This window comes from Streptomyces sp. NPDC046862 (assembly GCF_040704615.1).
Taxonomy (GTDB): domain Bacteria; phylum Actinomycetota; class Actinomycetes; order Streptomycetales; family Streptomycetaceae; genus Streptomyces.
The window spans coordinates 162,049-187,841 of the sequence record NZ_JBEYXP010000018.1; the positions used below are offsets into that span (position 1 = coordinate 162,049).

The following is a 25,793-nucleotide window of genomic DNA, read 5'->3' on the forward strand; positions in this document are numbered from 1 at the left end:
CCGTGCGTACGTTGTGTTCCTCGACGCTGATCGGTGAGTTCTTCGTCATCGGGTTCGCGGGGCTGGTCGCGATGAAGGACCCGGACCTGTCCATGGGGACGGTGTGGACGGTCAGCGGTGTCGCGATGGTGCTGTGCGTTCTGCTGTGCGGGCTGATCACCCGTCCCGGTGGGGTGCAGCTCGGCTGGGCGCTCCAGATCGCGCTGATCGCCTCCGGGTTCGTCGTCCCGGTCATGTTCTTCCTGGGGGCCGTGTTCGGGGCGCTGTGGTGGGCCTCCGTGCACTTCGGGCGGAAGGTGGACGAGGCGAAGGCGAGATTCGCCGCGCAGGAGGAGGCGGCCACGAAGGCGGGGACGTCCTGACGGGACGTCCTGACGCTGTGTGACGCTTCCTCGGGCGCGCACGGTAGCCTCTGAGCTCCGCACACTTGTGAATTTGAAGGAGTCCCCGTCGTGAGCCAGCGCACCCTCGTCCTCCTCAAGCCCGACGCCGTTCGTCGTGGGCTGACCGGCGAGATCATCAGCCGTATCGAGCGGAAGGCCGGGTGGCGGATCACGGCGCTGGAGCTGCGCACGCTGGACCAGGAGACGCTGGAGCAGCACTACGGCGAGCACAAGGGCAAGCCGTTCTACGAGCCGCTGGTCGAGTTCATGGCGTCCGGGCCGGTTGTGGCGCTGATCGTGGAGGGTGAGCGGGTCATCGAGGGCCTGCGGGCGCTCGCCGGTCCCACGGACCCGATCGCGGCCGCGCCCGGGTCCATCCGGGGCGACTACGGCGTCATCGTCCGCGAGAACCTCATCCACGCGTCCGACTCCGAGGAGTCCGCCGAGCGTGAGGTGAAGATCTTCTTCCCCGGCCGGGCGTAGTACCAACGGTGGTTGCGCGGAGGTTCTTCGCCCCCGCCGCCCCTACCCGTCCCATCCTGTATCTGGTGGCTCCGCCCCCAGGCCCCCGTGGGGGGTGGTTGGGGTGGGTTGTTGGGTGCGGGTGGGTGGGGGCTGGTCGCGCAGTTCCCTGCGCCCCTAAAAGCCGTGTGGTTCTCCGCGCCCTGAAAGCCGGCCCTGGCCGGGGAAATCCAGCGCCGCCCCGCACCATCCGGCCCCGCCCCCATCTATCCAGCGCCGCCCGCGCAAATTCAGCCCCTCGGGCGTTTGCGGAGCTGGGTCCGGGGGCTGGCCCCCGAACGGGGTCCGGGGCGGAGCCCCGTGCGGGGTCGAAGGGGCGGAGCCCCTGGGGATGGGACGGGTAGGGGCGGCGGGGGCGGAACAAACCCCGGACGGACCGGACACAGCCCGACCCACCCCCCCCCACCATCCCACCCCACCCATTCGGCCCACCCCGGCAGTCCCCAATTTTCTGACTCCCCGTCAGTCCAACTCCCCGCCTGACCAGGTAACTCCGCGGAAAAATCCCCGAGCCTCCGGCATATGCGCGCCGATCGAGGGAACGCGTGACTCTGATGGACCGTCTGCACAAGCGAGGCGGCGCATCATCTGCTGACAATGGCGAAGACCCTCGCGCAGTGTCCGTGCGGGCGAGACTACGATGTAAGCCTTCACGTCACAGCACCCACTTCGCCGACCCGAAAAAGCCATCAGCGCTCCACTTTGGGAAGGCCAGACGAATCCTGATGGGGAACTCAATGTCGTTCATCGGCCGTGACATGGCTGTCGACCTCGGGACCGCCAACACGCTGGTGTACGTCAGGGGTCGCGGGATCGTACTCAACGAGCCGTCCGTCGTCGCGATCAACACCAATACCGGTGGCATCCTCGCGGTCGGCGCGGAAGCGAAGAAGATGATCGGTCGGACGCCCGGCAACATCGTCGCCGTGCGCCCGCTCAAGGACGGCGTCATCGCCGACTTCGAGATCACCGAGCGAATGCTCCGTTACTTCATCCTGAAGATCCACAAGCGGAGGTATCTCGCCCGGCCCCGAGTCGTCGTGTGCGTCCCGTCGGGCATCACCGGTGTCGAGCGCCGCGCCGTCATCGAGGCGTCCTCCCAGGCCGGCGCCCGCCAGGTGCACATCATCGAGGAGCCCATGGCCGCGGCCATCGGCTCCGGCCTGCCGGTCCACGAGGCCACGGGCAACATGGTGGTGGACATCGGCGGCGGCACCACGGAGGTCGCGGTCATCTCGCTCGGCGGAATCGTCACAGCACAGTCCATCCGCGTAGCGGGAGACGAGCTGGACAACGCGATCATTCAGCACATCAAGAAGGAGTACTCACTGCTTCTTGGTGAGCGGACGGCCGAGCAGATCAAGATCACGATCGGTTCCGCGTACGACCTCGACGCCGACGAGCACACCGAAATCCGCGGCCGGGACCTCGTCTCCGGACTGCCGAAGACCGTGGTCATCTCCGCGGCCGAAGTACGGAAGGCCATCGAGGAACCGGTCAACGCCATTGTCGACGCCGTCAAGACGACCCTCGACAAGTGTCCGCCCGAGCTCTCCGGCGACATCATGGACCGGGGAATTGTGCTGACCGGCGGCGGCGCCCTGCTGCGCGGGCTCGACGAGCGACTGCGCAGGGAGACCGGGATGCCGATCCACATCGCCGAGGACCCGCTGGACAGCGTGGCGCTCGGTTCCGGCAAATGCGTCGAGGAGTTCGAGGCGTTGCAGCAGGTTCTCGACGCCCAGCCCCGCAGATGACGTAACGCTTCGATTCCGCCGTACGAGACGAGCCCTTCTCGTGCGGCGGATCGTTGATATTGAGGCATAAGCTCCCCCATAACACCCGTGAGTGCCCACGCGCTCGGGGCCCCTTGTTGAGCATGTCGTACTGACCAACTGACCATTCCGACGAGGAAGGCACGGCCGCCGCACGTGAGGGACACACGAGAGAGCCGGCTGCTCCTGGTGCTGCTGATCGCCATCGCGTTCGCGTTGATCACGGTGGACATCCGCGGTGGGGAGGACTCTCCGGTCGACGGTGCCCGGCGGGCCGCGGCCACGGTCTTCGGCCCGATCGAGGACGGGGTCTCGACCGCCGTCGACCCCATAGGGAATGCCGTCTCCGCGATCCGTGACTCCGGCGAACGGCACGACCGGCTCGCCGCGATGGAGAAGGAGAACGCCGCCCTGAAGGCGGAGCTCGGCAGCGACGACCGCAACCGGAGCCGCGTCAAGCAGCTCGACAAGATGCTGAAGACGGCGGCCAACGGCCGGTACGGCATCAAGGGCGCCGAGGTCGTCGCCATCGGTGCCGCCCAGGGGTTCTCGTGGACCGTCACCATCGACGTCGGGTCCAACGACGGAATCAAGAGAGACATGACGGTGCTGAACGGTGACGGGCTGGTCGGGCGGGTCACCACCGTCGGACCCAACACCGCCACCGTGCTGCTCGCCAACGACCCCGACTTCACCGTGGGTACGCGCATGGAGGCCACCGACGAGCTCGGCTTCGCCTCCGGTCAGGGCGACCGGCCGCTGCGGGTCGAGCTGCTCAACGGCAAGGCGAAGGTGAAGAAGGGCGACCGCCTCGTCACCTTCGGGTCGCAGGCCGACAAGCCGTTCGTGCCGGGTGTGCCGGTGGGCGTCGTGTCGCGGGTCGACCCGTCCGGCGGCGACCTCACCCGCACGATCTACGTCACGCCATACGTCGGCTTCACCAAGCTCGACATCGTCGGTGTCGTGGTCCAGGCGCCCCGCCAGGACCCACGTGACACCGTCCTGCCGGACAAGCCGAAGCCCACGCCCACGCCGACCGTGACGGTGACGGTCACGCCCTCCGCGGGGGCGCCCGTCGACGGACAGCCGCAAGAGCAGTAGGAGCTGAACCACCATGCGCTTCAACCGGATGCTGCTCTCCACGACCCTCGTGATCGTGGCCCTGGTCGTCCAGGTGAGCATCCTCGCCCGACTCCATCTCCCCGGTGCCGTCCCCGACCTGGTGCTCCTCACGGTCCTCGGCCTGGCGCTGGTGTACGGCCACGTCGGCGGCGCCCTCATCGGCTTCGGCGCGGGCCTCCTGGCCGACCTCGCCCCGCCCGCCGACCACGCGGCCGGGCGCTACGCCCTCGTGCTGTGCGTCGTCGGCTACCTCGCCGGGCTCGTGAAGCCCGACACCGGGCAGCTCAGGTCCGCGACCGGGCCCATGGCCGTCGTGGTCGCCGCCGCCGTCGGCACGACCCTGCTGTACGCCGGTGTCGGCGCCCTCGTCGGCGACACGGCCGCCCGCCATGTCGGCCTGCCCAGCCTGCTGTTCACGGCCGCCCTGTACGACCTGCTGCTCGCGCCGTTCGTCGTCCCCGGCATCATGGCCCTGGCCCGCCGCGCCGACAACGACCCGCTCGCCGAGACCTCCTCCGCCAAGGCCGCCGACGTTTCCTCGGGCTGGCTCTCCTCCGGAACCGGCCTGAGTATCGGCGGCCAGCGGGGCGGCCTCCGCATGAGGGCGGTCAAGTCGCGCGTGGCCCGCGCCGGGCGCATCAAGGGGGTCAAGCGGCTGTGAGGGCGGTCGAGTTCAGCGGGGGCGGGTTCACCCAGGACGAGCGCCCCCGGGGCGAGCGCACCCCGGACGAGCGCGCCCGGGGCGAGTTCACTCGAACGGGGAAGCGATGGCGGAACGCGGCCTCACAGGCCCGTCGTTCATCATGCGTACGCGCACACACATCCGCGCTCTGAGAGGGGGACGCAGCCACAGTGAGCAACATCCCCGAGACGGGTCGGACCCCACGGGTCCAGATCCGGCTCGTCATCATCCAGATCCTCGTCGTCTCCCTCCTCGGCACCCTCGGCGGCCGCCTCTGGTACCTGCAGATCCGTGAGGGCCAGGCCTACGCCAAGGAGGCGTCCGGCAACCACGTGCAGCAGGTCGTCGACCCGGCCGTACGCGGCTCGATCCTCGACGCGCGCGGCGTGCCGATCGCCGACAACGAGACCCGGCTCGTCGTCTCCGCCTCCCGCACCGACCTGCTGAAGATGAAGGACGACGGCAAGGCGGTCCTCACCAAGCTCGCCGGCGTCCTGGGCATGACGCCCAAGGAGGTCATGAACAAGGTCCGGCTGTGCGACTCCAAGACCCCACAGCCCTGCTGGAACGGCTCGCCGTACCAGCCGATCCCCATCACCGACGAGGCCACCGCCAAGCAGGCCCTGCAGATCCGCGAGCGCTCCGAGGACTTCCCCGGCATCACCGCCGAGCCCCAGGCCGTGCGCCGCTACCCCGCGCCGGGCAAGTCCAACACCGCGCAGGTGCTCGGCTACCTCTCGCCCGTCACGGACGAGGAGATCAAGCAGGCCCAGAACACCAACTCGCCGTACCTGCGCTCGGACCAGGTCGGACGCAGCGGCCTGGAGCGCGAGTACGACAAGCAGCTGCGCGGCAAGGCCGGCGTCACCCGCTACGAGGTCGACAACCTCGGCCGCGTCATCGGCCAGGCCGAGGCCGACCCCGCCCAGCCCGGCGACAACCTCGTCACCAGCATCGACGCCCGCGTCCAGCGCATCGCCGAGTACGAGCTCAACGAGGCGATGAAGACGGCCCGCAAAGAGGTCGACCGGAACACCGGAACCAACTACAAGGCGGACTCCGGCGCCGTCGTGGTGATGGAGGCCAAGACGGGCCGCATCGTCTCCATGGCGTCCAACCCGTCGTACGACCCGAACGCCTGGGTCGGCGGCATCTCCGGCAAGGACTACGCCCGCCTCACCGGCAAGAAGTCCAACTACCCGCTGCTGAACCGCGCGATCCAGGGCCAGTCGGCCCCCGGCTCCATCTTCAAGGTCGTCCCGACGGCCGCCGCGGTCAACGCCGGCTACCCGTTCGACGGCAGCTACGAGTGCTCCAGCTCGTACTCGATCGGCGGCCAGGTCTTCAAGAACTTCGAGTCCAAGGGATACGGCCCGATCAACCTCGGCCGCGCCCTGGAGGTCTCCTGCGACACCGTCTTCTACCGCCTCTCCCACGAGGAGTGGCAGCGCGACGGCGGCACCAAGCCGAAGAAGCACCCCAACGACTGGTTCTACAAGACCGCCCACCAGTTCGGCCTCGGCGCCGAGACCGGCATCGACCTGCCCAACGAGGTCTCCGGCCGCATCCCCGACCGCCAGTGGAAACTGAACTACTGGAAGGCCAACAAGGACGCCTGGTGCAAGACCGGCAAGAAGGACGGCAGCTACGCCGAGCGCATCGCGTACGAGAACTGCCTCGAAGGCAACCGCATGCGCGCCGGTGACTCCGTCAACTACTCCATCGGCCAGGGCGACACCCTCGTCACCCCCATCCAGATGGCCACCATCTACGGGGCGATCGCCAACGGCGGCACCCTCTACAACCCCACCGTCGGCAAGGCCGTCCTCAGCGCCGACGGCAAGCACGTCCAGGAGATCAAGCCCAAGTCGCACGGCAAGCTGCCGATGACCAGGCAGACCCGTGACGAGATAGACCAAGCCCTCGCGGGCGTCGCGACCCGCGGTACGGCCGCCTGGCGCTTCCAGGGCTGGCCGCAGAACGAGATCCCGATGCACGCCAAGACGGGTACGGCGGAGGTCTACGGCAAGCAGACCACGTCGTGGTTCGCCTCGTACACCAAGGACTACACGATCGTCATGACGATCTCCCAGGGTGGTACGGGCTCCGGCGCCTCGGCCCCGGCCGTCCGCAAGCTCTACAACGCCCTGTACGGCGTCTCCGAGGACGGCAAGATCGACAAGAAGAAGGCGCTGCTCTACACCCCGCAGAAGAACCTGCCGAAGATCGAGTCCGACGGGTCGATCGACTCCCCGAAGGTCGGGGCGTACCCGCCGAAGAAGACGGAGCAGGCCACCGAGGAGGGGGCCCTGCCGGTGACGGGCAACAGCCCGGCCGCCACCGTGCCGGACCCCACCACCGGCAACAACCGTGACACCCGACGGCGCACGGCCCGCCCGAGGAAGAGGAAGAGGCAAAGGACGTCGCCATGACAGGCGCCAACAGTTTCTCCGTCTCCGGGTACGGACCCCAGCGCACCGGCTGGGCCCGGCTGTTCGCCCGCGACTCGCTCGCCCGCAGGCTCGACTGGCCTATACTGCTGTGCGCCGTCGCCCTGTCCGCGATCGGCGCGGCCCTCGTCTACTCGGCGACCCGCAACCGCACCGAGCTCAACCAGGGCGACCCGTACTACTTCCTGGTCCGGCACCTGCTCAACACCGGCATCGGGTTCGCCCTGATGATCGGCACGGTCTGGCTCGGCCACCGCACCCTGCGCACGGCCGTCCCCATCCTGTACGGCATCTCGGTCTTCCTGATCCTGCTCGTGCTCACCCCGCTCGGCGCCACCATCAACGGCGCCCACGCGTGGATCGTCCTCGGCGGCGGCTTCTCGCTGCAGCCCTCCGAGTTCGTGAAGATCACGATCATCCTGGGCATGGCGATGCTGCTCGCCGCCAGAGTGGACGCGGGCGACAGCCAGTTCCCCGACCACCGCACGGTTCTGCAGGCCCTCGGCCTCGCCGCCGTACCGATACTGATCGTGATGCTCATGCCCGACCTCGGCTCGGTCATGGTCATGGTCATCATCGTGCTTGGCGTGCTGCTCGCCTCCGGCGCCTCCAACCGCTGGGTGCTCGGGCTGATCGGTACGGGCGCGATCGGCGCGATCGCGGTCTGGCAGCTCAAGATCCTCGACGAGTACCAGATCAACCGGTTCGCCGCCTTCGCCAACCCCGAGCTCGACCCGGCCGGCGTCGGCTACAACACCAACCAGGCCCGCATCGCCATCGGCTCCGGCGGCCTCTTCGGCACCGGACTCGGCAAGGGATCGCAGACCACCGGCCAGTTCGTGCCCGAACAGCAGACTGACTTCGTCTTCACGGTCGCGGGAGAGGAACTGGGCTTCATCGGCGCGGGCCTGATCATCCTCCTGCTGGGCATCGTCCTGTGGCGCGCCTGCCGCATCGCCCGCGAGACGACCGAGCTGTACGGCACGATCGTCGCCGCCGGGATCATCGCCTGGTTCGCCTTCCAGTCCTTCGAGAACATCGGGATGACCCTGGGCATCATGCCGGTGGCCGGTCTGCCACTCCCGTTCGTGTCGTACGGAGGGTCATCGATGTTCGCGGTGTGGGTGGCCGTGGGACTGTTGCAGTCGATCCGGGTGCAGCGGCCCATGTCGGCGTAGCGACAACAGCAAGGCGTAACGAACCGTGTCGCCTGGGTGAACTCGAGGTGTCGATGATTCAACTAAGCGAGGTCTGCCCAGGAAACGGATGAGCGACTAGATTCGGTTCATGGCGGACACGAAACGCGAGATCGAGCGGAAGTACGAATCCGACGAGAGCGGCCTGCCCGACCTGACCGGGGTCGCCGGGGTCGCGACCGTGGTCGACAAGGGCGTCGCCGACCTGGACGCCGTCTACTACGACACCCCGGACGAACGCCTCGCGGCCGCCGCGATCACTCTGCGCCGCCGCACCGGGGGCGACGACGCGGGCTGGCACCTGAAGTTCCCCGTCTCCTCCGGCGTACGGGACGAGATCCGCGCGCCACTCTCCGACACGGTGCCCCGCATCCTCGCGCAGCTCGTGCGTTCCCGGGTCCGCGACACCGACCTCGTCCCCCTCGTCCGCATCCGCTCCTCCCGCGACGTCCGTGACCTGCTCGACGCGGATGGCGCGCTCCTCGCCGAGGTCAGCGTCGACGCCGTACACGCCGAGCGGCTCACCGGCGAGGGACGCGGCGCACAGTGGTCCGAGATCGAGGTGGAACTGGCCGACGGCCGTGACCCGGACTTCCTCGACAAAGTCGACAAGAAGCTGCGCAAGGCGGGCGTACGGGCCGCCGCGTCGCCGTCGAAGCTGGCGAGAGCCCTCAGCGAGACGGCACCGAGCGGGGCCGGGACGAGCGGGCCCGGAAAGAAGGCCAAGGAGCCCAAGGGAACCAAGGAAGGCAAGGCGGGTAAGGCAGGTAAGGCGGGGGCGGCCAAGGGCGGCAAGGGGACCAAGGCGGCCACGGCAGGCCAGGCAGGCACGGCAGACCGGGCGGCCAAGGGGGGAAAGGCGGCCACGGCAGGAGAGGCGAGTGGCAAGGGCGTCCCCGAGCCGCAGCGGGTCGCCGTCGACTACGTCCTCGACTACGTGCGCGCCCAGCGTGACGCGATCGTCGGCCTGGACCCCGCCGTCCGCCGTGACCTGCCCGACTCCGTGCACCAGATGCGCGTGGCGACCCGTCGGCTGCGCAGTTCCTTCCGGTCGTACGGCAAGGTCCTGGACCGCACCTTCACCGACCCCATCGGCGAAGAACTCAAGTGGCTGGCGGGGGAGCTGGGCGTCGACCGCGACCAGGAGGTGCTGACCGAACGCCTGACGTCCGCGCTCACCGACCTCCCCAGGACGCTCCTGATCGGCCCCGTCCGCACCCGGCTGCGCACCTGGTCGCACGCCCGCAGCTCCGGCTCCCGCCGGCGGCTGATCGCCGTACTCGACGGGAAGCGCTACCTGGACCTGCTGAACACCCTGGACGCGCTGCTCGCCGAGCCGCCCCTGCTCAAGGCCGCCGAGGGTGACCCGGAGAAGGTGCTCACCAAGGCCGTCCTGAAGGACGTGGGACGGGTGTCCGCGCTGGTCCGGCAGGCCCTGGACGTGCCGTCCAGCGCCGAGCGCGACCTGGCGATGCACGAGGCCCGCAAGAAGGCCAAGCGCGCCCGGTACGCGGCGGAGGCGGCATCCGGCTTCGACGACCGTTTCAAGGACCGGGTCCGCGCCATGAAGTCCCTCCAGACCCTCCTCGGCGACCACCAGGACAGCGTGATGGCCAGGGAGGCATTGCGCGGCCTGGCGGCACAGGCCCAGGGGGCGGGGGAGAGCTCGTTCACGTACGGGGTGCTGTGGGGCCGCGAGGAACGGAGGGCGGCGGAGATCGAGGCCGCGCTTCCGGAGGCGTACGAGCGCTGTTGCGCGTCCTGAGGCTGACGTACGCGTACGAAGGGCCGGGCGGGCCGCGTTAGGCTGGATGGTCACTCCTGTCCATTCCCTCCAGCTCACGAAGGTCCGCGAGATGCCTGCCGAAGTCGCTGCGTCGGTGTTCCCGCAGCTCGAAGCTCTGCTCCCGCATGTGCAGAAGCCGATCCAGTACGTCGGCGGAGAGCTCAACTCCACCGTCAAGCCGTGGGAGGCCTGTGACGTCCGCTGGGCGCTCATGTACCCCGACGCGTACGAGGTCGGGCTGCCCAACCAGGGCGTCATGATCCTTTACGAGGTACTGAACGAGCAGGAGGGCGTCCTCGCCGAGCGCACCTACAGCGTGTGGCCGGACCTGGAGGAGCTGATGCGGGAGCACGGCGTCCCGCAGTTCACGGTGGACAGCCACCGCCCGGTGAAGGCCTTCGACGTGTTCGGCCTCTCCTTCTCCACGGAGCTGGGCTACACGAACATGCTGACGGCCCTGGACCTGGCGGGAATCCCCCTGGAGTCCAAGGACCGCACGGTGGACGACCCGATCGTCCTGGCCGGCGGCCACGCGGCGTTCAACCCCGAGCCGATCGCCGACTTCATCGACGCGGCCGTCATCGGCGACGGCGAGCAGGCCGTGCTCGACATGACGCGGATCATCAAGGAGTGGAAGGCGGAGGGCCGTCCCGGCGGCCGCGAGGAGGTCCTCCTCCGCCTGGCGAAGACGGGCGGGGTCTACATCCCGGCCTTCTACGACGTCGAGTACCTCCCCGACGGCCGTATCGCCCGCGTCGTCCCCAACCGGTCGGGCGTGCCGTGGCGCGTGTCCAAGCACACGGTCATGGACCTCGACGAGTGGCCGTACCCCAAACAGCCCCTCGTGCCGCTCGCCGAGACGGTGCACGAGCGCATGTCGGTGGAGATCTTCCGGGGCTGCACGCGCGGCTGCCGCTTCTGCCAGGCGGGCATGATCACACGCCCGGTACGTGAGCGCTCCATCACGGGCATCGGCGACATGGTCGACAAGGGCCTGAAGGCAACGGGCTTCGAGGAGGTGGGCCTCCTCTCCCTCTCCTCCGCGGACCACTCGGAGATCGGCGACATCGCCAAGGGCCTGGCCGACCGCTACGAGGAAGACAAGATCGGCCTCTCCCTCCCCTCCACTCGCGTCGACGCCTTCAACATCGACCTGGCGAACGAACTGACGCGCAACGGCCGCCGCTCGGGCCTGACCTTCGCCCCCGAGGGCGGCTCGGAGCGCATCCGCAAGGTCATCAACAAGATGGTCTCGGAGGACGACCTGATCCGGACCGTCTCCACCGCCTACGGCAACGGCTGGCGTCAGGTGAAGCTGTACTTCATGTGCGGCCTGCCGACGGAGACGGACGACGACGTCCTCCAGATCGCCGACATGGCGACGCGTGTGATCCAGAAGGGCCGCGAGGTGTCGAGGTCCAACGACATCCGCTGCACCGTCTCGATCGGCGGCTTCGTCCCCAAGCCCCACACCCCCTTCCAGTGGGCCCCGCAACTCTCCGCCGAGGAGACGGACGCCCGCCTGGAGAAGCTGAGGGACAAGATCCGCGGCGACAAGAAGTACGGCCGCTCGATCGGCTTCCGCTACCACGACGGCAAGCCGGGCATCGTCGAGGGCCTGCTGTCACGGGGCGACCGCCGTATCGGCTCGGTCATCCGCGCGGTCTTCGACGACGGTGGCCGTTTCGACGGCTGGCGCGAGCACTTCTCGTACGACCGCTGGATGAGCTGCGCCGACAAGGCGCTGGCCCCCTTCGGCGTGGACGTCGACTGGTACACGACCCGCGAACGCACGTACGAGGAGGTCCTGCCCTGGGACCACCTCGACTCCGGCCTGGACAAGGACTGGCTCTGGGAGGACTGGCAGGACTCCCTCGACGAGACGGAGGTCGAGGACTGCCGCTGGACGCCGTGCTTCGACTGCGGCGTCTGCCCTCAGATGGACACCCAGATCCAGATCGGCCCCACGGGCAGGAAGCTCCTGCCGCTGACGGTGAAGTAGCCGGATCCGGCCGGCTGAGACGGGTATCAGCGGCCCGTCACGATGTTTCGTGGCCGAGGTGGGCGAGGCCCTCGATCGAGCTGAGACGTCTGTGGAGGGCAGGGTCCGGGTGGGGAATGGCGGTCAGTAGGAGCACTGGGACCGATGGGCGGTCGGGGGCGTAGAGGTCGTCCTGGCCGTCATCGCCGGGGATGGCATTGGGCTGGATCTCGATGCGTCCCCAGGTGCCCTTGGCGATGTCGTATGCGCCCCGGTAGTCACTCTCGCGCCCGGTGAAGGTGACTTCGAGGAGATCGGTGACGAGCTCGGCCAACTCGCTCGTCGTGTGGGCGTTCGTGCCGTAGGTGTCGTACTCGGTCATCGGCTGACCTTATGACGGGCGACCGGGCGCGCCGGCTGGAGCGCAGGATCGCTCTTTCCTGGCGTCGTGCGTGTCGCGGTGGGTGATCTGCGCGGTGGGGGTCGTGGGGTGTCCCCGCGGGATGGTGGGCGTGATGATGGCGGTCATGGTGTTGTCGACGGCGTTCACGACGTTGCTCGGTGTGCGGCATCCGGTCGCGCTGGCGCCCATGGGTGGTTCTGCCGGGGGTGCGCTGGCGGCGGCCGTCTCGCGGGGTGGCGGGCTCGGGTTGCTGGGCTCGGGGAACGGGGATCCGGACTGGATGGCCCGCGAACTCCCCTTCCTGACGCGGGGCCTTGACGAGCCGTGGGGTATCGGCTTCCAGACCTGGGCGATCGATGTGGGCGCGGTCGAGCGGGCGCTGGAGCACCGGCCCAGGGCGGTGATGCTGTCCTTCGGGGATCCGAGCCCGTACACCGAACGCGTCCGCCGGGCCGGAGTGACACTCGTCCTGCAGGTCACCGACCTGGAGGAGGCCCGGCAGGCGGTGGACCTGGGTGCCGACGTCATCGTGGCGCAGGGCACCGAGAGCGGGGGACACGGTGCCCGGCACGGACGGTCCACGCTGCCGTTCGTGCCGCTGGTGGTGGACCTGGCGGCACCCGTGCCGGTGCTGGCGGCCGGAGGGATCGCCGACGGCCGCGGGCTGGCGGCCGCGCTCGCCCTGGGGGCGGCGGGCGCCCTCATCGGCACCCGTTTCCAGGCGACGGCCGAGGCTCTGGTCCCGTCGGCAACCGCGCACGCGCTCGTCGAGGGGCGCGGCCAGGACACCGAGCGCAATCGCATCCTCGACATCGCCCGTGGCTCCCGCTGGCCCTCCCGGTACACCGCACGCACCCTGGGTCACCGCTACCTGGACCAATGGCGGGGAAGGGAAGCGGAACTCGCCGCGAACCCGCGGCAGGCGCAGCGGGCCTATCAGGACGACGTGGCACGAGGCGAGGTGCCCCCGGCGCCGGTATGGGCCGGCGAGGCCGTCGACCTCATCACCGACCTGCCGCCCGCGGCCGACCTCGTGGCCACCCTGGCCGAGCAGGCCGAGGACGCGCTGGCCCGAGCGGGAAGGCAGTGACCGCGACACGCGAGCGGTCCTCGGAGAGCGCCGGCGGCTCAGTCGGCGCCCGGGCCCTGGCGTTCATGGCGTTCACCCGCACGGCCCGGCATGCGTGAGACCAGGTGGCCCCCTACCGTGGAAGGGCAAGCAGCTGGCGCGTGTGTGCCGTGCTCTGCCAGGTGCCGCGTGCCTCCGTACAGAACCGGAAGGCGGTCCTGAGATGGCAACAGTGTCCGACGCTCCCGTACTCGACACGCTCGCCGCCATGACCATGGACTCGATCGAGCGCTGTGGCATGGACGAAGCCTCGCTCATCCTCACCCGCATCGCCGCGCTCGCGGCCATGGACGCACCGGCGATCTCCTACCTCGCCCATGTCGACCCCGCCGTCAAGGCCAACCTGACGATCGAGCAGGTACAGGACGTCCTCGTCGCCATCGCTCCCGTCGTGGGCACCGCACGCGTCATGGCTGCGGCAGGTCACATAACAGAGGCGCTGGGCTTCGCCGTCGCGGTGGCCGAGTCCGACGCCGAAGCGATCGCCAAGGGCACCAAGGGCGGGGCCCGGAAGTCCTGAGCAGGGCGGAAACCCCCGAGAGAACCGAGTGAGGGACCCGAGCCAGGAAGCGGGATTTCCGAACGAGATCTGAACGAGATCTGAACGAGAAGGGCGGGCTGGCCTCCGGGCCGGCTCAGCCCTGCCGCCGTACCCTGCCGCCGTACTCGTCGTGCCAGTTCCACCATTCGTACGGCGCGGTCTGGGGGTAGTCCGTGGGCGAGTCCTCCCAGTTCTCCTGCCGCCCGAGCGCGGTCATGTCCAGGTAGCTCCAGGTGCTGCCCAACGACTCGTCACCGCGGGCGTCGATGAAGTAGGTGCGGAACACGCTGTCGCCCTCGCGGATGAAGGCGTTCGTGCCGTGCCACTCCGCCACACCGAAGTCGGCGTCGAAGTCGTCGGTGATCGTGTACCAGGGCATCGTCCAGCCCATCCGCGCCTTCACCCGCTCGATCTCCGGCTGCGGTGCGCGCGAGGCGAACACGAGTGTGGTGTCGCGGGCGTTGAGATGAGCGAGGTTGCCGACGTGGTCACCCACCATGGAGCAGCCGACGCAGGCGTGGTCGGGCCAGCCGGTCACCCCGGGCTCGAAGAAGGCTCGATAGACGATGAGCTGACGACGTCCCTCGAACAGGTCGACCAGACCCACCCTGCCCTCGGGCCCCTCGAACTCGTACTTCTTCTCCACTGCCAGCCACGGCATCTGCCGACGCTTGGCGGCCAGTGCGTCACGTGCGTGGGTCAGCTGCTTCTCCTCCACCAGCAGCTGCTCGCGCGCGGTGTCCCACTCACGCGGTGAAACGATCGGGGGTGTCTTCATGGCGACCTTCACCTTCCCTGTCGGTCCCGGCTCATCCGCTGAGCGATGCCCAGCAGGACCCCTGTCTCCAGGGTCGGCTGATCCGGGCACTGGTGCACGCCCACACAGGAGAAATCAAACATACGATCGATTGAGGTGATCGATCGAGGGGGTGCCGGGTCGGCGGGCCGTCGCCTGTGGGAGCAGCGCGGGGGTCAGCTGAGTGACCTGCTGATCAGGGTGTCGGCGTCGTGGACTCCGGCGAGCCGGGCGAAGCCGAGTGCGTAGGCGTGTATGTGCCGTTGGACACGGCGCAGTTCGGCGCGGCAGGTCGCGTTGTCGGGCCAGGCCGATTCGGGGCCGTCGGGATGTGCCGTCTCGAACCCGCGCAGCCGCGGGTGCCAGGTGGAGAGGAACGGACGCAGTTCCTGGTTGAGCATGGCGAGAGCCAGGGACTCGACCGTCTGGTTCCCGGCGACGGCCACGGAGGGCCGGCTTCCCTTCAGGATGTCGCGCGTGGTGGCGAAGAGGCTGTAGAGCGAGTTCATCGCTTCCCTGATGAGCCCCTCGTCCGAGGCCAGCGGCTGCGTGGACACCCTGGTCGCGGTCTCGACGAACAGGTGCCAGGCCACCTGCCGGGCGTCGTTGTCGACGACGAAGGTGAACTCACTGATCTGGGGAACCGTGACCTTCACCTCGGCCAGCCGTGCCGACCGCCCGTAGAGCTGGAGCACGGTGACCGCGACGGCTCCCGCGATGGCCCCGGTGATGATGAAGAGATTGCGTCCGGTGACCTGCGTGATGGCGAACACCACCACTCCGGTCAGCGCACCGATGACCATGGCGGTCAGGAGCCGCGTGGTGCGGCCGCGCAGCAGCCTGCGCATCGGAGTCGTCGAGTTGGTCGTCAAGTTCGTCATGCCCCCACCAGGCGTGCCCCGTTGGCCCTTACGGGCCCGCGCCGAGAATCTACCCGCTGGCACGTCGCGTTCGCCCGGTGGTGCAGGTCTTCATGAACGCAGGCACCTCAGCAGCAGCGCGGCGCTGGGCGCGCAGGCGATCCGGCCGTCCAGGGCGGCGGCGACTGCCTCGTGCGGCTCAAGGTGCCGCACGATCAGATCCGCCTCGCCCGGCTCGGGCTCCGGAGCCTTCGCGACCGGCTCCCGCACCTGCCAGAGGTGGACGCGGGCCGGCGACAGCCCGGGCAGGGGGTACAGGGACCCCAGGTCCGTCCAGTGTCCCTCGTGGTAGCCGGTCTCCTCGGCGAGCTCCCGTCGGCCGGCGGCCTCGCTGGTCCGGTCCTGGGCATCGACGCCCCCTCCGGGAAGCTGCCAGGTCACACCGACCAGATAGTGATGTTGCTCGACGACCAGCACGTGCCCGTCGACGAACGCGGCGACCCGCACCGAGTCCGGTGCCTCGATCCAGTCGTACCGTCCCGGCCGGCCGTCGGGTGTGGTGACGTCGTCCTCCCACACCGTGAAACGGGGGGTTGCCCAGGTCTTCCGCCGTCCGTGCCGTGCCCAGACGTCCTGATGATCCATGTCCTTCTCCCTCGCACTCGACGCCGCGCCCGCGCACCCCGACCGAGCGGTGCCGTCCTGCGCGTCCATGGGGAGTGTGCCGGAATGCGGAAGGGGGAGACGCCCCGGGGCCGATGTGCGGGGGACCGTCACTGACTCTGCAGGAAGGCGATGAACTCCTCGAACTCGACCTGGTTCGTGGTGTTCACCCGTCGTACGTCCACGAGCAGGTCCGGTATGTGCTCCACCTTGGCGTCGGCCAGCATCAAAGGGATCACCTTCCGGGAGGAGTCCCCGCTGTGCTGGGCGTTGAGCACGGCCGCGTACTCCGACTGCGCCCAGACGGAGTCGGGGAAGCGCGGGCTCACGCACGGGAGCAGATACCGGCTCTGCCGCAGCCCTTCCTGGATCCTCTGGGTGATCCTGTCGCCGAACTGGACCTCTCCGCTGTCCAGCCAGCAGCGGATGCCGTCCTTGCCCAGCCGCTCGGCCAACTGCTGGACCTCCGGCTTGTCGGGCGTGGCATGGCAGAGGAACACGTCGTACGCGAAGTCCTGGCGCCCTCTGGTCCGTTCCCGCTCGGCCGAGGTGACGAAGGGCATCAGGGTCTCCTCGGCCGTGACCGACTTCGCCACCAGTCCCGCGCCGTAGAACTTGACCAGACCCACATGGCCGGGGAACGGCACGTGCGGGCAGGTGGCCAGCAGCTCGTACTTCTGCTCCTCCGTCCGGATCTCGCCGCGCATGCGACCCGAGTAGAACTCCAGCGAGAAGTGGTTGTAGCCCCGGCCGAGGGTGATCGGCTCCGGCAGTTCCGCGACCGGGACCAGCACGCCTTCCTGGAAGACGCTGAAGCGTGCCAGGGCCGTGGGTTCGGTCGGGTTCGCCGATATCGTGTGGAAGGCGACGAAGGTCCAGCCCAGGTCCGCGCGGCAGACCAGCCCGGCGCCCGTCCCGGTACCGCTCGAGAGACGGATCTGAGCCGAGACGCGGCCGTTGAGCATCGGTAGGACGCGGTCGTCGTGCTTCCTGCCGAGTGACGTGTCGACGGCGTACGAGGCGGCGTAGTCCCCGATGCCGCCGCCGTGGCCGATGAGGTTCCCGGACCGTTCGCTGAACGTCCAGTCGGCGTTATTGAAGGTCTGCCAGCTGCTCACGGATTCTCTCGCGCTTTGATTCCAGTTCGGCCCTGTCCTGCGGGAACTCCGCGATCAGCTGGTCGATGACCTGGATCGCCTCCACGAGCAGGTCGAGGAGCCTGTCCGAGTCGGCCTCGTACACGCCGTGGTCGCGGTAGTCGCTACGAGCCCAGCCTCGTTTCACCGCCTTGCGCCACCGCCCCATGAACTGCCGCACCACCATCGCCGCGCTGTACGGGGCGAGGGCGTCGGCGAGCAACATGGACGTGGCCTTGTTTCCCACATGGAAGCTGATGTTCCGCAGTTCCCCGTAGTAGCGAGGGTTGTCGGCCCACTGCTGCACCCTGAGCGCCGCGTCGACCGTGCGCATCCGTTCGACCTCGGCCATCAACATGGTCTTCATACCGCTGAGGTCCCCGGACTCCAGTCCCGCCATCAGCCGCTCGTCGGTCGTCGCCGCGCGGTGCTGCGCCACCACGCTGTGGACGAGCGGATGGACGGGCGTGGCGGCGACCTGCGGCTGCGGGGCCAGTGTCACGTCCTGCTCATCGGAGACGACCTCGTCGCGGTCGTCGTACAGCGTCGCTCCGATGCGGAAGGAATCGCCCTCCACCCGCTCGGGGTCGATCTCCAGGCGTACGGCGAAGTTGAAGACGTCCTGGCCCTTGAGGGACCGCAGACCGTAGCCGCCGCGAGGGCTCATGCGCAGCGAGTGCAGTTCCTCGCTGACCTTCACGCCCTCGGGGAGGTCCAGCCGCACCCGGGGCCGGTCGTAGGCGACGGTGAGCGCGCCGCGGAACTCCTCCTCCAGGATGCTCTCGATCGCGGAGTCGCCGATGTACCAGAACCGGCCGCCGGAGGCGGTGGAGATTGCCTCCAGCAGATCCTCCTGGAAATCGGTGCCGATACCCACGGTGGACGTGGTGATGCCTTCGTCACGGGCTCGGGACGCCATGGAGGCCAGTGCGGCCTTCTTCGTCTCGCCCCGGTTGGCCATGCCGTCCGAGAGGAGCACCAGCCGGTTGTAGTGACCCTTCGTCATGTGCGTCTGCAGCTCCAGCAGTCCCTGGTACCAGCCCAGCGAAAGGTTGGTCGTGCTGCCGCTGCGGATCGCGTTGAGCTTCTCCTCCACCTTGTCCCGGGGCGTCTGCGGGTTGACCACCACTTCGGCGTCGTCGTCGAACACGACCACGGTGAGCAGGTCGTCGCCGGTGATCCGGCGGGAGATCTCGACACAGCTGCGCTGTGCGGTCTCCAGCTTCTGGCCCGCCATGCTGCCGCTGCGGTCGATGACCAGGCAGAGGTTCATCGAGGCCTTGTCGGTCCGGCCCGAGGCCTCTTCGGCGATCCGGCACCTGATTTCGACGACCAGGTCCAGCTCGGTCACCTGGTCGTCGCGTGCCGCCGCCCGTTCGGGCACCACCAGGAGTTGTACAGGTTGATCACTGTGCGTGGATGGCTCGTTCATACGGCTCCCCCCTCAACCGGCAACACAACCATGTATGTCCGGCAGGCGGCGCGGGAACCGCATGCTCCGCCCGCATCGGGTGACGCGGGGTGGTGGGGACGCCCGGAGGCATCGGGTCGTGGCACCGGTGATCTCCTCTTGCGGCACCGGTTCCGTGCACCGCTTCCGTGCACCGGTTTCCGTACCGAATCGTTGCGCGGGGACCGCATCCGCGGCCTCGGCCGGGGCGTCTTCGCCGACATGGATCTCGTGAAGGCTGAGTCCCGGGCCCCGGCGGAGCGGTCCGCGCCGGAGTCACGGCCGGAAGGGTGCCTCGTCGTCGCGATTCGCATCCCCGTGCGGATCGTGGTGCTCGTGCTGGTCGTCCCGGTGCGGATGGTGTGGGACGCGCTCGTCGTGGGCGGGCGGCTGGTGCGGGACACCGTGATGCGGCCGCTGGGGCGGGCCCTGCTGTGGGTGGGGCGGGCCGTGTTCGTGTGGCCGTGGGTGGCGCTGTGGCGGTACGTCGTCGTGCCGGTGGGCAAGGGGCTCGCCTGGCTGGGGAACGTGCTGCTCGTCGTGCCCGCCGTGTGGGCGTACCGGTACCTGCTCACGCCCGTGGGGCACGCGATCGCCTGGGTGGCCCGGGGCGTGGGGGAGGGAGCCGCCCGGGTCTGCCGGGGGATCGGGGACGGGCTCGGCTGGGTGTACGCGCGCCTGCTGACTCCGGTCGGGCACGGGTTCGCGTGGCTGGGCAGGGGCGTCGGGTTCGTGCTCGCCGCGTTGGGGACCGGCGTGTTCACGGTCGTGGCGTGGCTGGTGCGTTATCTGCTCGTCGTGCCCGCCGCGTGGCTGTACCAGTACGTGCTCACGCCCCTCGGGCACGGGATCGCCTGGGTCGCGGGCGGGATCGGGTGGCTCCTGAGGATGCTCCTCACCGGTGTCTGGCTCGCGTTGTACTGGACGGGGCGCGTGCTGCTCGTGCTGCCCGCGCTCGCGGTGTGGCGCTGGGTACTGGCGCCGATCGGGCGGGCGCTGGCCGTCGTCGGGCGGGAGATCGGGGAGGCCCTGGGGCACGCCTGGCGGGTCGCCGGGTACGTGTCGCGGGCTGTCGGGCGGTTCCTCGGGGCCCTCTTCCGGTGGATCTTCGTCGAGCCCGTCCGCTGGGCGTACCGCACCGTGCTCACCCCCGTCGGGCATGCCGTACGGGACGTGGTCTGGCGACCGGCCGCCGAGGTCGCTCGCGGTGTGGGCCGCGCCACGCGGCAGGCTCTGGCCTCCGCCCGCGAAACCGCGCGGCAGGCCCGGGCCGACTTCCGGCGGATGCTCTTCGGGGAGCGGGAGCGGGAGCGGGAGCGGGAGCGGAGGCTGGAGCAGAGCAAGTCTCTCGGTCTTCGGGAACCTGTCGGTCCTCGGGAACCTGTCGGCCGTGAGGCACGTACTCTTGGTAGCAGTACGACCGCACTCACGAAGGACTGAGCGACACTGGGCAAGCGACAGCCCGAAGGCCCGCCGCCCGCACCGGCGGTGCAGCGCATCCGACTGCGCTACACCAAGCGCGGCCGCCTCCGGTTCACCAGCCACCGTGACTTCCAGCGTGCTTTCGAGCGCGCGCTGCGCCGTGCCGAGGTGCCGATGGCGTACTCGGCGGGGTTCACGCCGCACCCGAAGGTGTCGTACGCCAATGCCGCACCCACCGGCACGGGCAGTGAGGCGGAGTACCTGGAGATCGCGCTCACCGAGGCGCGCGATCCCGACAAGCTGCGCGAGCTCCTCGACGAGTCGCTGCCCGCCGGGCTCGACATCGTCGACGCGGTCGAGGCCCGCACCCCGGGTCTCGCCGACCGGCTCACCGCGTCCGTCTGGGAGCTGCGTCTCGACGGGGTGTCCCCCGAGGAGGCGGAGCGCGCGGTGGTGGCCTTCGAGGCGGCCGAGACCATCGAGGTCGAGCGCCAGACCAAGAAGGGCATGCGGGCCTTCGACGCCCGCGCCGCCGTCGCGAACCTTCAGGCGAGCCCTGGGACGCACAATCCACAGGCTGATAGGCCGACCGACCAGCCCTGTGCGATACTGCGGCTGGTTGTTCGGCACGTGACGCCTGCCGTACGACCCGACGACGTCCTGTCCGGTCTCCGCGCCGTGGCCGACCTGGCGCCGCCGGTCCCCGCAGCGGTGACCAGGCTGGCGCAGGGGCTGTTCGATGAAGAGACCGGCACGGTGACCGACCCGCTCGCGCCCGACCGCGAGGCAGCAGCGACCGAGCCGCACACGGCCCGCGCGACTGCCGCCGCGACGGCGTCGGCGTAAGGAAGGTCCCGCGAAGGGACGGACGTCGTAGCGCCGCCCTCGGACTCGGGAGCCACCTGGGTCGGGCAGCGCACCGACCAGAAGACTTTCGCCAGGCCGTACGCAACATGGCGTACGGAACCGGCGAGACAGGACACAGAGAGCTCCCGTGCGGCGCCCGCGCCCCGGACGGCGGCACCGCGCACAGCGCGAGCCGCGGACGTCACCGGCATCGCCGGACCAGGCGCGGCGCCCGGGAGCCTGACGGGAGAACCGCCCGCATGCTCGAGCCGAACGAACCCGCAGAGTCCGCGAAGGACTCCGAACGCAACACCCCCAGCGACACGCTGCCGCCGCGCAGGCGCCGCCGTGCCGCGTCGCGCCCCGCGGGCCCGCCCGCGGGCTCCGCCGAGACGCCCGTGGAGACCACCACCGCGTCGGCCGCACCCCCCGTGGACGCCGAGACCCTCGCCGCCGACGAGACGGCCGCGACCACCGAGGTGGCGCGCATCGTCGAGGTCGAGGAGACCGCTGAGCAGGAGGAGGCGGCGGTGGCCGAGGCCGCCGCCGGTGAGGCGGTGCCCGCCCCGCGTACGCGGCGTCGGGCCACCCGGCGTGCGTCCGCGCCCGCCGGCGCCCCGGAGGCCGCCGAGACCGTGGTGTCCGCGGCTCCTTTGAGCGGCGAGACCAGTGAGGCCGCCGAGGCGGCCGGGACCGCCGAGACCGTTGAGGCCGCCGAGTCCGTTGAGGACGCCGCGCCCGCCCCGCGTACGCGGCGTCGGGCCGCGCGGCGTGCGTCGGCACCCGCCGGGGCGCCCACGGCCCCGGACAGCGCGGAGACCGTCGTCGTCGCCGAGACGGCCGCGGAGAAGCCCGCCGAGGAGAAGCCCGCCGAGGCCGAAACAACCGACACAACCGCTGTCGTGGCCGTGGAGACGGCCACGGAGGCGACCGACGGCCCCGCTCCCCGCCGTACCCGTCGTCGCGCCACGCGGCGCGTGTCCGCGCCGGTCGGGGCGCCCGAGGGAGATGCTGTCCAGGAGCGCACGGAGGCACCCGTGACCACCACCGGCGACACCACCGAGACCGCGGCCGAGGCCGGGACCGAGGTCGGGACCCAGGCCGAAGAAGCCGAGCAGGTCGTGGGGGCCGGGGCCGGGGCCGAAGGCGCGACCGCCGAGACTGCTGAGTCCACCGAGACCGCCGAGCCCACTGAGGCTGTCCGGTCCAAGGCGGAGACCGTGTCCGAGGCCAAGGCCGAGGAAGTCGCCGAGGAGGCTGCTCCGCGCCGTACGCGCCGGCGGGCCGCCCGGAAGGCCGCCGGTGGCTTCTCCGAGCCCACCGCGAAGCCTGCCGCGAAGCCCGCCGCGAAGCCCGCCGCCGAGGAGGCCGGCGAGCGCTCGCAGCGGCCGGCGCGGCCGGCGGTCGCGGTGTTCCAGGCACCCGTGTTCACCGAGCCGATGTTCCAGACGCCGGAGCGGGCCGCGGCCGCCGCTGCCGCCGAGGCGGCGGAGGAGGCCACCGAGACCGAGGAGCTCCCGGAGGAGGAGAGCACCGGCTCGCGGCGGCGCCGCCGTCGGCGCGGCTTCGACGAGGAGCCCGCGGCCGTGACCACCGCTGAGGCGGAAGAGACCGAGGAAGCCGAGGAAGCCGAGGAGACGGAGGCGGCCGGGGAGTCCGCCGAGGCGGACGACGCCGAGGGCGAGGGCGACGAGGTCGAGGAGACCGGATCGCGCCGTCGCCGTCGCCGTGGCGGCCGTCGCCGTCGCCGGGGCGAGTCCGCCGAGGCGGACGGCGATTCCGCGGAGTCCGAGGAACTCGCCGCCGAGCAGGCCTCGCAGGACGCCGAGGACACCGCCGAGCAGATCGACGAGGACGCCGAGGACGCGGCCGAGGACCGGGACGAGGAGCAGTCCGGCTCCAGCAGCAGCCGTCGCCGTCGCCGCCGTCGGCGTCGCGCGGGCGACACGGCCGCCGACGCGGAGCCCGGCGATGGTGACCCGGAGCGCACGGTCGTCAAGGTCCGCGAGCCGAGGGAACGGCGCGGGAAGGACACCGAGCCCTCCGACGAGGTGCAGTCCATCAAGGGCTCGACCCGCCTGGAGGCCAAGAAGCAGCGCCGCCGGGAAGGCCGTGAGCAGGGTCGCCGGCGTGTGCCCATCATCACCGAGGCCGAGTTCCTGGCCCGCCGCGAGGCCGTCGAGCGCGTGATGGTCGTCCGTCAGAACGGCGACCGTACGCAGATCGGCGTCCTGGAGGACAACGTGCTCGTCGAGCACTACGTCAACAAGGAGCAGTCGACCTCGTACGTCGGCAACGTGTACCTCGGCAAGGTGCAGAACGTGCTGCCCTCGATGGAGGCCGCGTTCATCGACATCGGCAAGGGACGGAACGCCGTTCTGTACGCCGGTGAGGTCAACTTCGAGGCGCTGGGCATGGCCAACGGCCCGCGGCGCATCGAGTCCGCGCTGAAGTCCGGCCAGTCCGTGCTCGTCCAGGTGACGAAGGACCCGATCGGGCACAAGGGCGCGCGTCTGACCAGCCAGGTCTCGCTGCCGGGCCGCTATCTGGTGTACGTCCCCGAGGGGTCGATGACCGGCATCAGCCGCAAGCTGCCCGACACCGAGCGCGCCCGGCTGAAGACCATCCTCAAGAAGATCGTCCCCGAGGACGCGGGCGTCATCGTGCGCACGGCCGCCGAGGGCGCGAGCGAGGACGAGCTGCGCCGGGACGTCGAGCGGCTGCAGGCGCAGTGGGAGGACATCCGGAAGAAGTCGAAGAGCGGCGGCAGCTCGAACGCACCGTCGCTGCTGTACGGCGAGCCGGACATGACCGTCCGCGTCGTCCGCGACATCTTCAACGAGGACTTCTCCAAGGTCATCGTGAGCGGTGACGAGGCGTGGCAGACGATCCACGGGTACGTCTCGCACGTGGCGCCCGACCTGGCCGACCGGCTGTCCAAGTGGACCTCCGAGGTCGACGTCTTCGCGACGTACCGGATCGACGAGCAGCTCGCCAAGGCGCTGGACCGGAAGGTCTGGCTGCCCAGCGGCGGTTCGCTGGTGATCGACAAGACCGAGGCCATGATCGTGGTCGACGTCAACACCGGCAAGTTCACCGGCCAGGGCGGCAACCTGGAGGAGACGGTCACCAGGAACAACCTGGAGGCGGCCGAGGAGATCGTGCGCCAGCTGCGGCTGCGCGACCTGGGCGGCATCGTCGTGATCGACTTCATCGACATGGTGCTGGAGTCCAACCGGGACCTGGTGCTGCGGCGACTGCTGGAGTGCCTGGGACGCGACCGTACGAAGCACCAGGTGGCCGAGGTGACGTCGCTGGGGCTCGTGCAGATGACCCGTAAGCGGGTCGGGCAGGGGCTGCTGGAGTCCTTCTCCGAGACCTGCGTCCACTGCAACGGGCGTGGCGTGATCGTGCACATGGACCAGGCGACGGCCGCGGGCGGAGGCGGCAAGCGGCGCAAGCGCGGGCGCGGCGGTGCCGAGCAGGAACACGTGCACGTGGCCGAGGTGGCCGAGTCGGTGGTGGCCGAGACCGAGGCTGCCGAGACGGCCGTCGAGACGGTGGCCGAGGTCGCGGCGGAGGTCGCCGAGCCCGCGGCGTTGCCCGCGCCCGAGTTCCAGCCGGACGAGGAGCTGTACAGCAGCGTCGCCGAGGCGGAGGCCGCGGTGACGCGTGGGCGTACCCGGCGGCGCGCCACCCGCAAGGCGTCGGCGCCGGCCAGGGCTCCGAAGTCGCGGAAGGACGCGGAGGCCGAGCCGGTCGCGGTGGAGGACCCGGTGGTGGAGACGCCGCCTTCCGTGACGGAGGAGGCTCCGGCGGTCTCGCAGGAGCCCGTGGCCGAGGCTCCCGCCGTTGCCGTTGAGGCGGACGCCGTGTCGGACGCCGCGCCCAAGGGGCGTACCCGTCGGCGGGCGACCCGGAGGGTGTCGGCGCCGGCGGGGGCGCCTTCGGCCGAGGAGGCCGTGGTGACGGTCTCGGAGGCGGCCGGTCAGCCGGCTGCGGAGCCGGTCGCGTCGGCCGCGGAGCCGGAGGCTGCGGCTGCGGCCGTGGGCGAGGAGCCGGCCGAGTCGGTTGCGCCTGCCCGGCCGCGGCGGCGGGCCGTGCGGAAGGCGACGGCGCCCACCGCGTCCGAGGAAGCGGCTGTCGTGGTCGTACCGGCGGCTTCGGCGGAGACGGAGGCCGAGGCGGAGACCGAGGCTCCTGCGGAGGCCTCCGGCGAGGAGGCCGCGCCTGCCAAGAAGGCGGCGCGGAAGGCCGCGAAGAAGGCGACCGCGAAGAAGGCCGCCGTGAAGAAGACGGTGGCCAAGAAGACGGCTGCCGCGAAGAAGACGACGGCCAAGAAGGCGACCAAGAAGTCGGCGTCCAAGAAGACGGCCGCGGCGGCGCAGCAGGCGCCGTCCACGGTGACGGCTTCCGCCGAGGAGGGCTGAGCCTCTCGGTGACACGGTGCCCCGTTCCGGTGGTTCGTCCGCCGGGCCGGGGCACCGGTGCGTCCGCGGGGTCCCGCCCGTGGGTGGCTGGGGCGCCTACGCGTTTGTTCGTGGGTCGGGGGCGCGCCGGGAGGTCTCCGTCCTCGGTCCGGCGGTGAGGTGGATACGTGGGGTGCCCGGCGGCGGACGCCGGCCGCTGCGGGCGGACACCTCCCGGCAC

20 protein-coding genes are annotated in these 25,793 nt (G+C 70.2%); 14 read left to right on the forward strand and 6 right to left on the reverse strand.

Annotated elements, in window-relative coordinates; genetic code table 11:
- Positions 1-2: 2 nt before the first annotated feature.
- The 9 genes from AB0959_RS21710 to AB0959_RS21750 all read left to right on the forward strand — a co-directional run bounded on the left by AB0959_RS21710 (position 3) and on the right by AB0959_RS21750 (position 11,918).
- Complete coding sequence (locus tag AB0959_RS21710) at positions 3-362, forward strand: DUF4233 domain-containing protein (protein ID WP_366828066.1); 360 nt, start codon at positions 3-5, stop codon at positions 360-362.
- A gap of 90 nt (positions 363-452) precedes the next feature.
- Complete coding sequence (ndk, locus tag AB0959_RS21715; RefSeq protein ID WP_131570790.1) at positions 453-866, forward strand: nucleoside-diphosphate kinase; 414 nt, start codon at positions 453-455, stop codon at positions 864-866.
- Positions 867-1,642: 776 nt separating this feature from the next.
- Complete coding sequence (locus AB0959_RS21720) at positions 1,643-2,662, forward strand: rod shape-determining protein (RefSeq protein ID WP_004931372.1); 1,020 nt, start codon at positions 1,643-1,645, stop codon at positions 2,660-2,662.
- Between the two features lie 174 nt (positions 2,663-2,836).
- Positions 2,837-3,781: a rod shape-determining protein MreC gene (mreC, locus tag AB0959_RS21725; RefSeq protein WP_366828067.1), complete on the forward strand. Its 945-nt coding sequence runs from the start codon at positions 2,837-2,839 to the stop codon at positions 3,779-3,781.
- Positions 3,782-3,794: 13 nt separating this feature from the next.
- Positions 3,795-4,463 (forward strand): rod shape-determining protein MreD, encoded by a 669-nt coding sequence (mreD, locus tag AB0959_RS21730; RefSeq protein ID WP_366828068.1) that lies wholly within the window; start codon positions 3,795-3,797, stop codon positions 4,461-4,463.
- 191 nt (positions 4,464-4,654) lie between these two features.
- Entirely contained in the window at positions 4,655-6,916 is a 2,262-nt protein-coding gene (gene mrdA / locus AB0959_RS21735; protein WP_366828069.1) for a penicillin-binding protein 2, read from the forward strand.
- Positions 6,913-8,112 (forward strand): rod shape-determining protein RodA, encoded by a 1,200-nt coding sequence (gene rodA, locus AB0959_RS21740; protein WP_366828070.1) that lies wholly within the window; start codon positions 6,913-6,915, stop codon positions 8,110-8,112. Before mrdA ends, rodA begins: the two co-directional genes overlap by 4 nt.
- A 109-nt stretch (positions 8,113-8,221) precedes the next feature.
- Positions 8,222-9,895, forward strand: coding sequence for a CYTH and CHAD domain-containing protein (locus AB0959_RS21745; RefSeq protein WP_366828071.1), 1,674 nt, complete (start codon positions 8,222-8,224; stop codon positions 9,893-9,895).
- A gap of 91 nt (positions 9,896-9,986) precedes the next feature.
- A complete protein-coding gene (locus tag AB0959_RS21750) occupies positions 9,987-11,918 on the forward strand; it encodes a TIGR03960 family B12-binding radical SAM protein (RefSeq protein ID WP_366828072.1) in 1,932 nt (643 codons plus the stop codon).
- Between the two features lie 37 nt (positions 11,919-11,955).
- On the opposite strand, the gene AB0959_RS21755 is transcribed toward AB0959_RS21750, so the two are convergent.
- The gene (locus tag AB0959_RS21755) at positions 11,956-12,279 is read right to left on the reverse strand and encodes a hypothetical protein (RefSeq protein WP_366828073.1); all 324 of its coding nucleotides are present in this window, start codon (positions 12,277-12,279) and stop codon (positions 11,956-11,958) included.
- 145 nt (positions 12,280-12,424) lie between these two features.
- Between AB0959_RS21755 and AB0959_RS21760 the strand changes: the two genes are divergently transcribed.
- Entirely contained in the window at positions 12,425-13,390 is a 966-nt protein-coding gene (locus AB0959_RS21760; protein WP_366828074.1) for a nitronate monooxygenase, read from the forward strand.
- A 202-nt stretch (positions 13,391-13,592) separates the two neighbouring features.
- Complete coding sequence (locus tag AB0959_RS21765; protein WP_366828075.1) at positions 13,593-13,949, forward strand: carboxymuconolactone decarboxylase; 357 nt, start codon at positions 13,593-13,595, stop codon at positions 13,947-13,949.
- A 115-nt stretch (positions 13,950-14,064) separates the two neighbouring features.
- On the opposite strand, the gene AB0959_RS21770 is transcribed toward AB0959_RS21765, so the two are convergent.
- The 5 genes from AB0959_RS21770 to AB0959_RS21790 all read right to left on the reverse strand — a co-directional run bounded on the left by AB0959_RS21770 (position 14,065) and on the right by AB0959_RS21790 (position 18,857).
- Entirely contained in the window at positions 14,065-14,748 is a 684-nt protein-coding gene (locus AB0959_RS21770) for a DUF899 domain-containing protein (protein ID WP_366828076.1), read from the reverse strand.
- Positions 14,749-14,942: 194 nt separating this feature from the next.
- The gene (locus AB0959_RS21775; protein WP_366828077.1) at positions 14,943-15,647 is read right to left on the reverse strand and encodes a hypothetical protein; all 705 of its coding nucleotides are present in this window, start codon (positions 15,645-15,647) and stop codon (positions 14,943-14,945) included.
- Positions 15,648-15,737: 90 nt separating this feature from the next.
- Positions 15,738-16,271, reverse strand: a complete 534-nt coding sequence (locus tag AB0959_RS21780; RefSeq protein ID WP_366828078.1) for an NUDIX hydrolase — start codon at positions 16,269-16,271, stop codon at positions 15,738-15,740.
- Positions 16,272-16,399: 128 nt separating this feature from the next.
- Positions 16,400-17,407, reverse strand: a complete 1,008-nt coding sequence (locus AB0959_RS21785; protein ID WP_366828079.1) for a toll/interleukin-1 receptor domain-containing protein — start codon at positions 17,405-17,407, stop codon at positions 16,400-16,402.
- Positions 17,382-18,857, reverse strand: a complete 1,476-nt coding sequence (locus AB0959_RS21790; RefSeq protein ID WP_366828080.1) for a VWA domain-containing protein — start codon at positions 18,855-18,857, stop codon at positions 17,382-17,384. Before AB0959_RS21790 ends, AB0959_RS21785 begins: the two co-directional genes overlap by 26 nt.
- A gap of 240 nt (positions 18,858-19,097) precedes the next feature.
- Between AB0959_RS21790 and AB0959_RS21795 the strand changes: the two genes are divergently transcribed.
- From AB0959_RS21795 to AB0959_RS21805, 3 genes are all read left to right on the forward strand, one after another.
- Positions 19,098-20,315 (forward strand): hypothetical protein, encoded by a 1,218-nt coding sequence (locus AB0959_RS21795; RefSeq protein WP_366828092.1) that lies wholly within the window; start codon positions 19,098-19,100, stop codon positions 20,313-20,315.
- 48 nt (positions 20,316-20,363) lie between these two features.
- On the forward strand, positions 20,364-21,143 hold the full coding sequence (locus AB0959_RS21800) for a TIGR03936 family radical SAM-associated protein (RefSeq protein ID WP_366828081.1): 780 nt from the start codon (positions 20,364-20,366) through the stop codon (positions 21,141-21,143).
- A 260-nt stretch (positions 21,144-21,403) separates the two neighbouring features.
- Entirely contained in the window at positions 21,404-25,573 is a 4,170-nt protein-coding gene (locus AB0959_RS21805) for an Rne/Rng family ribonuclease (protein ID WP_366828082.1), read from the forward strand.
- Positions 25,574-25,793: the final 220 nt, after the last annotated feature.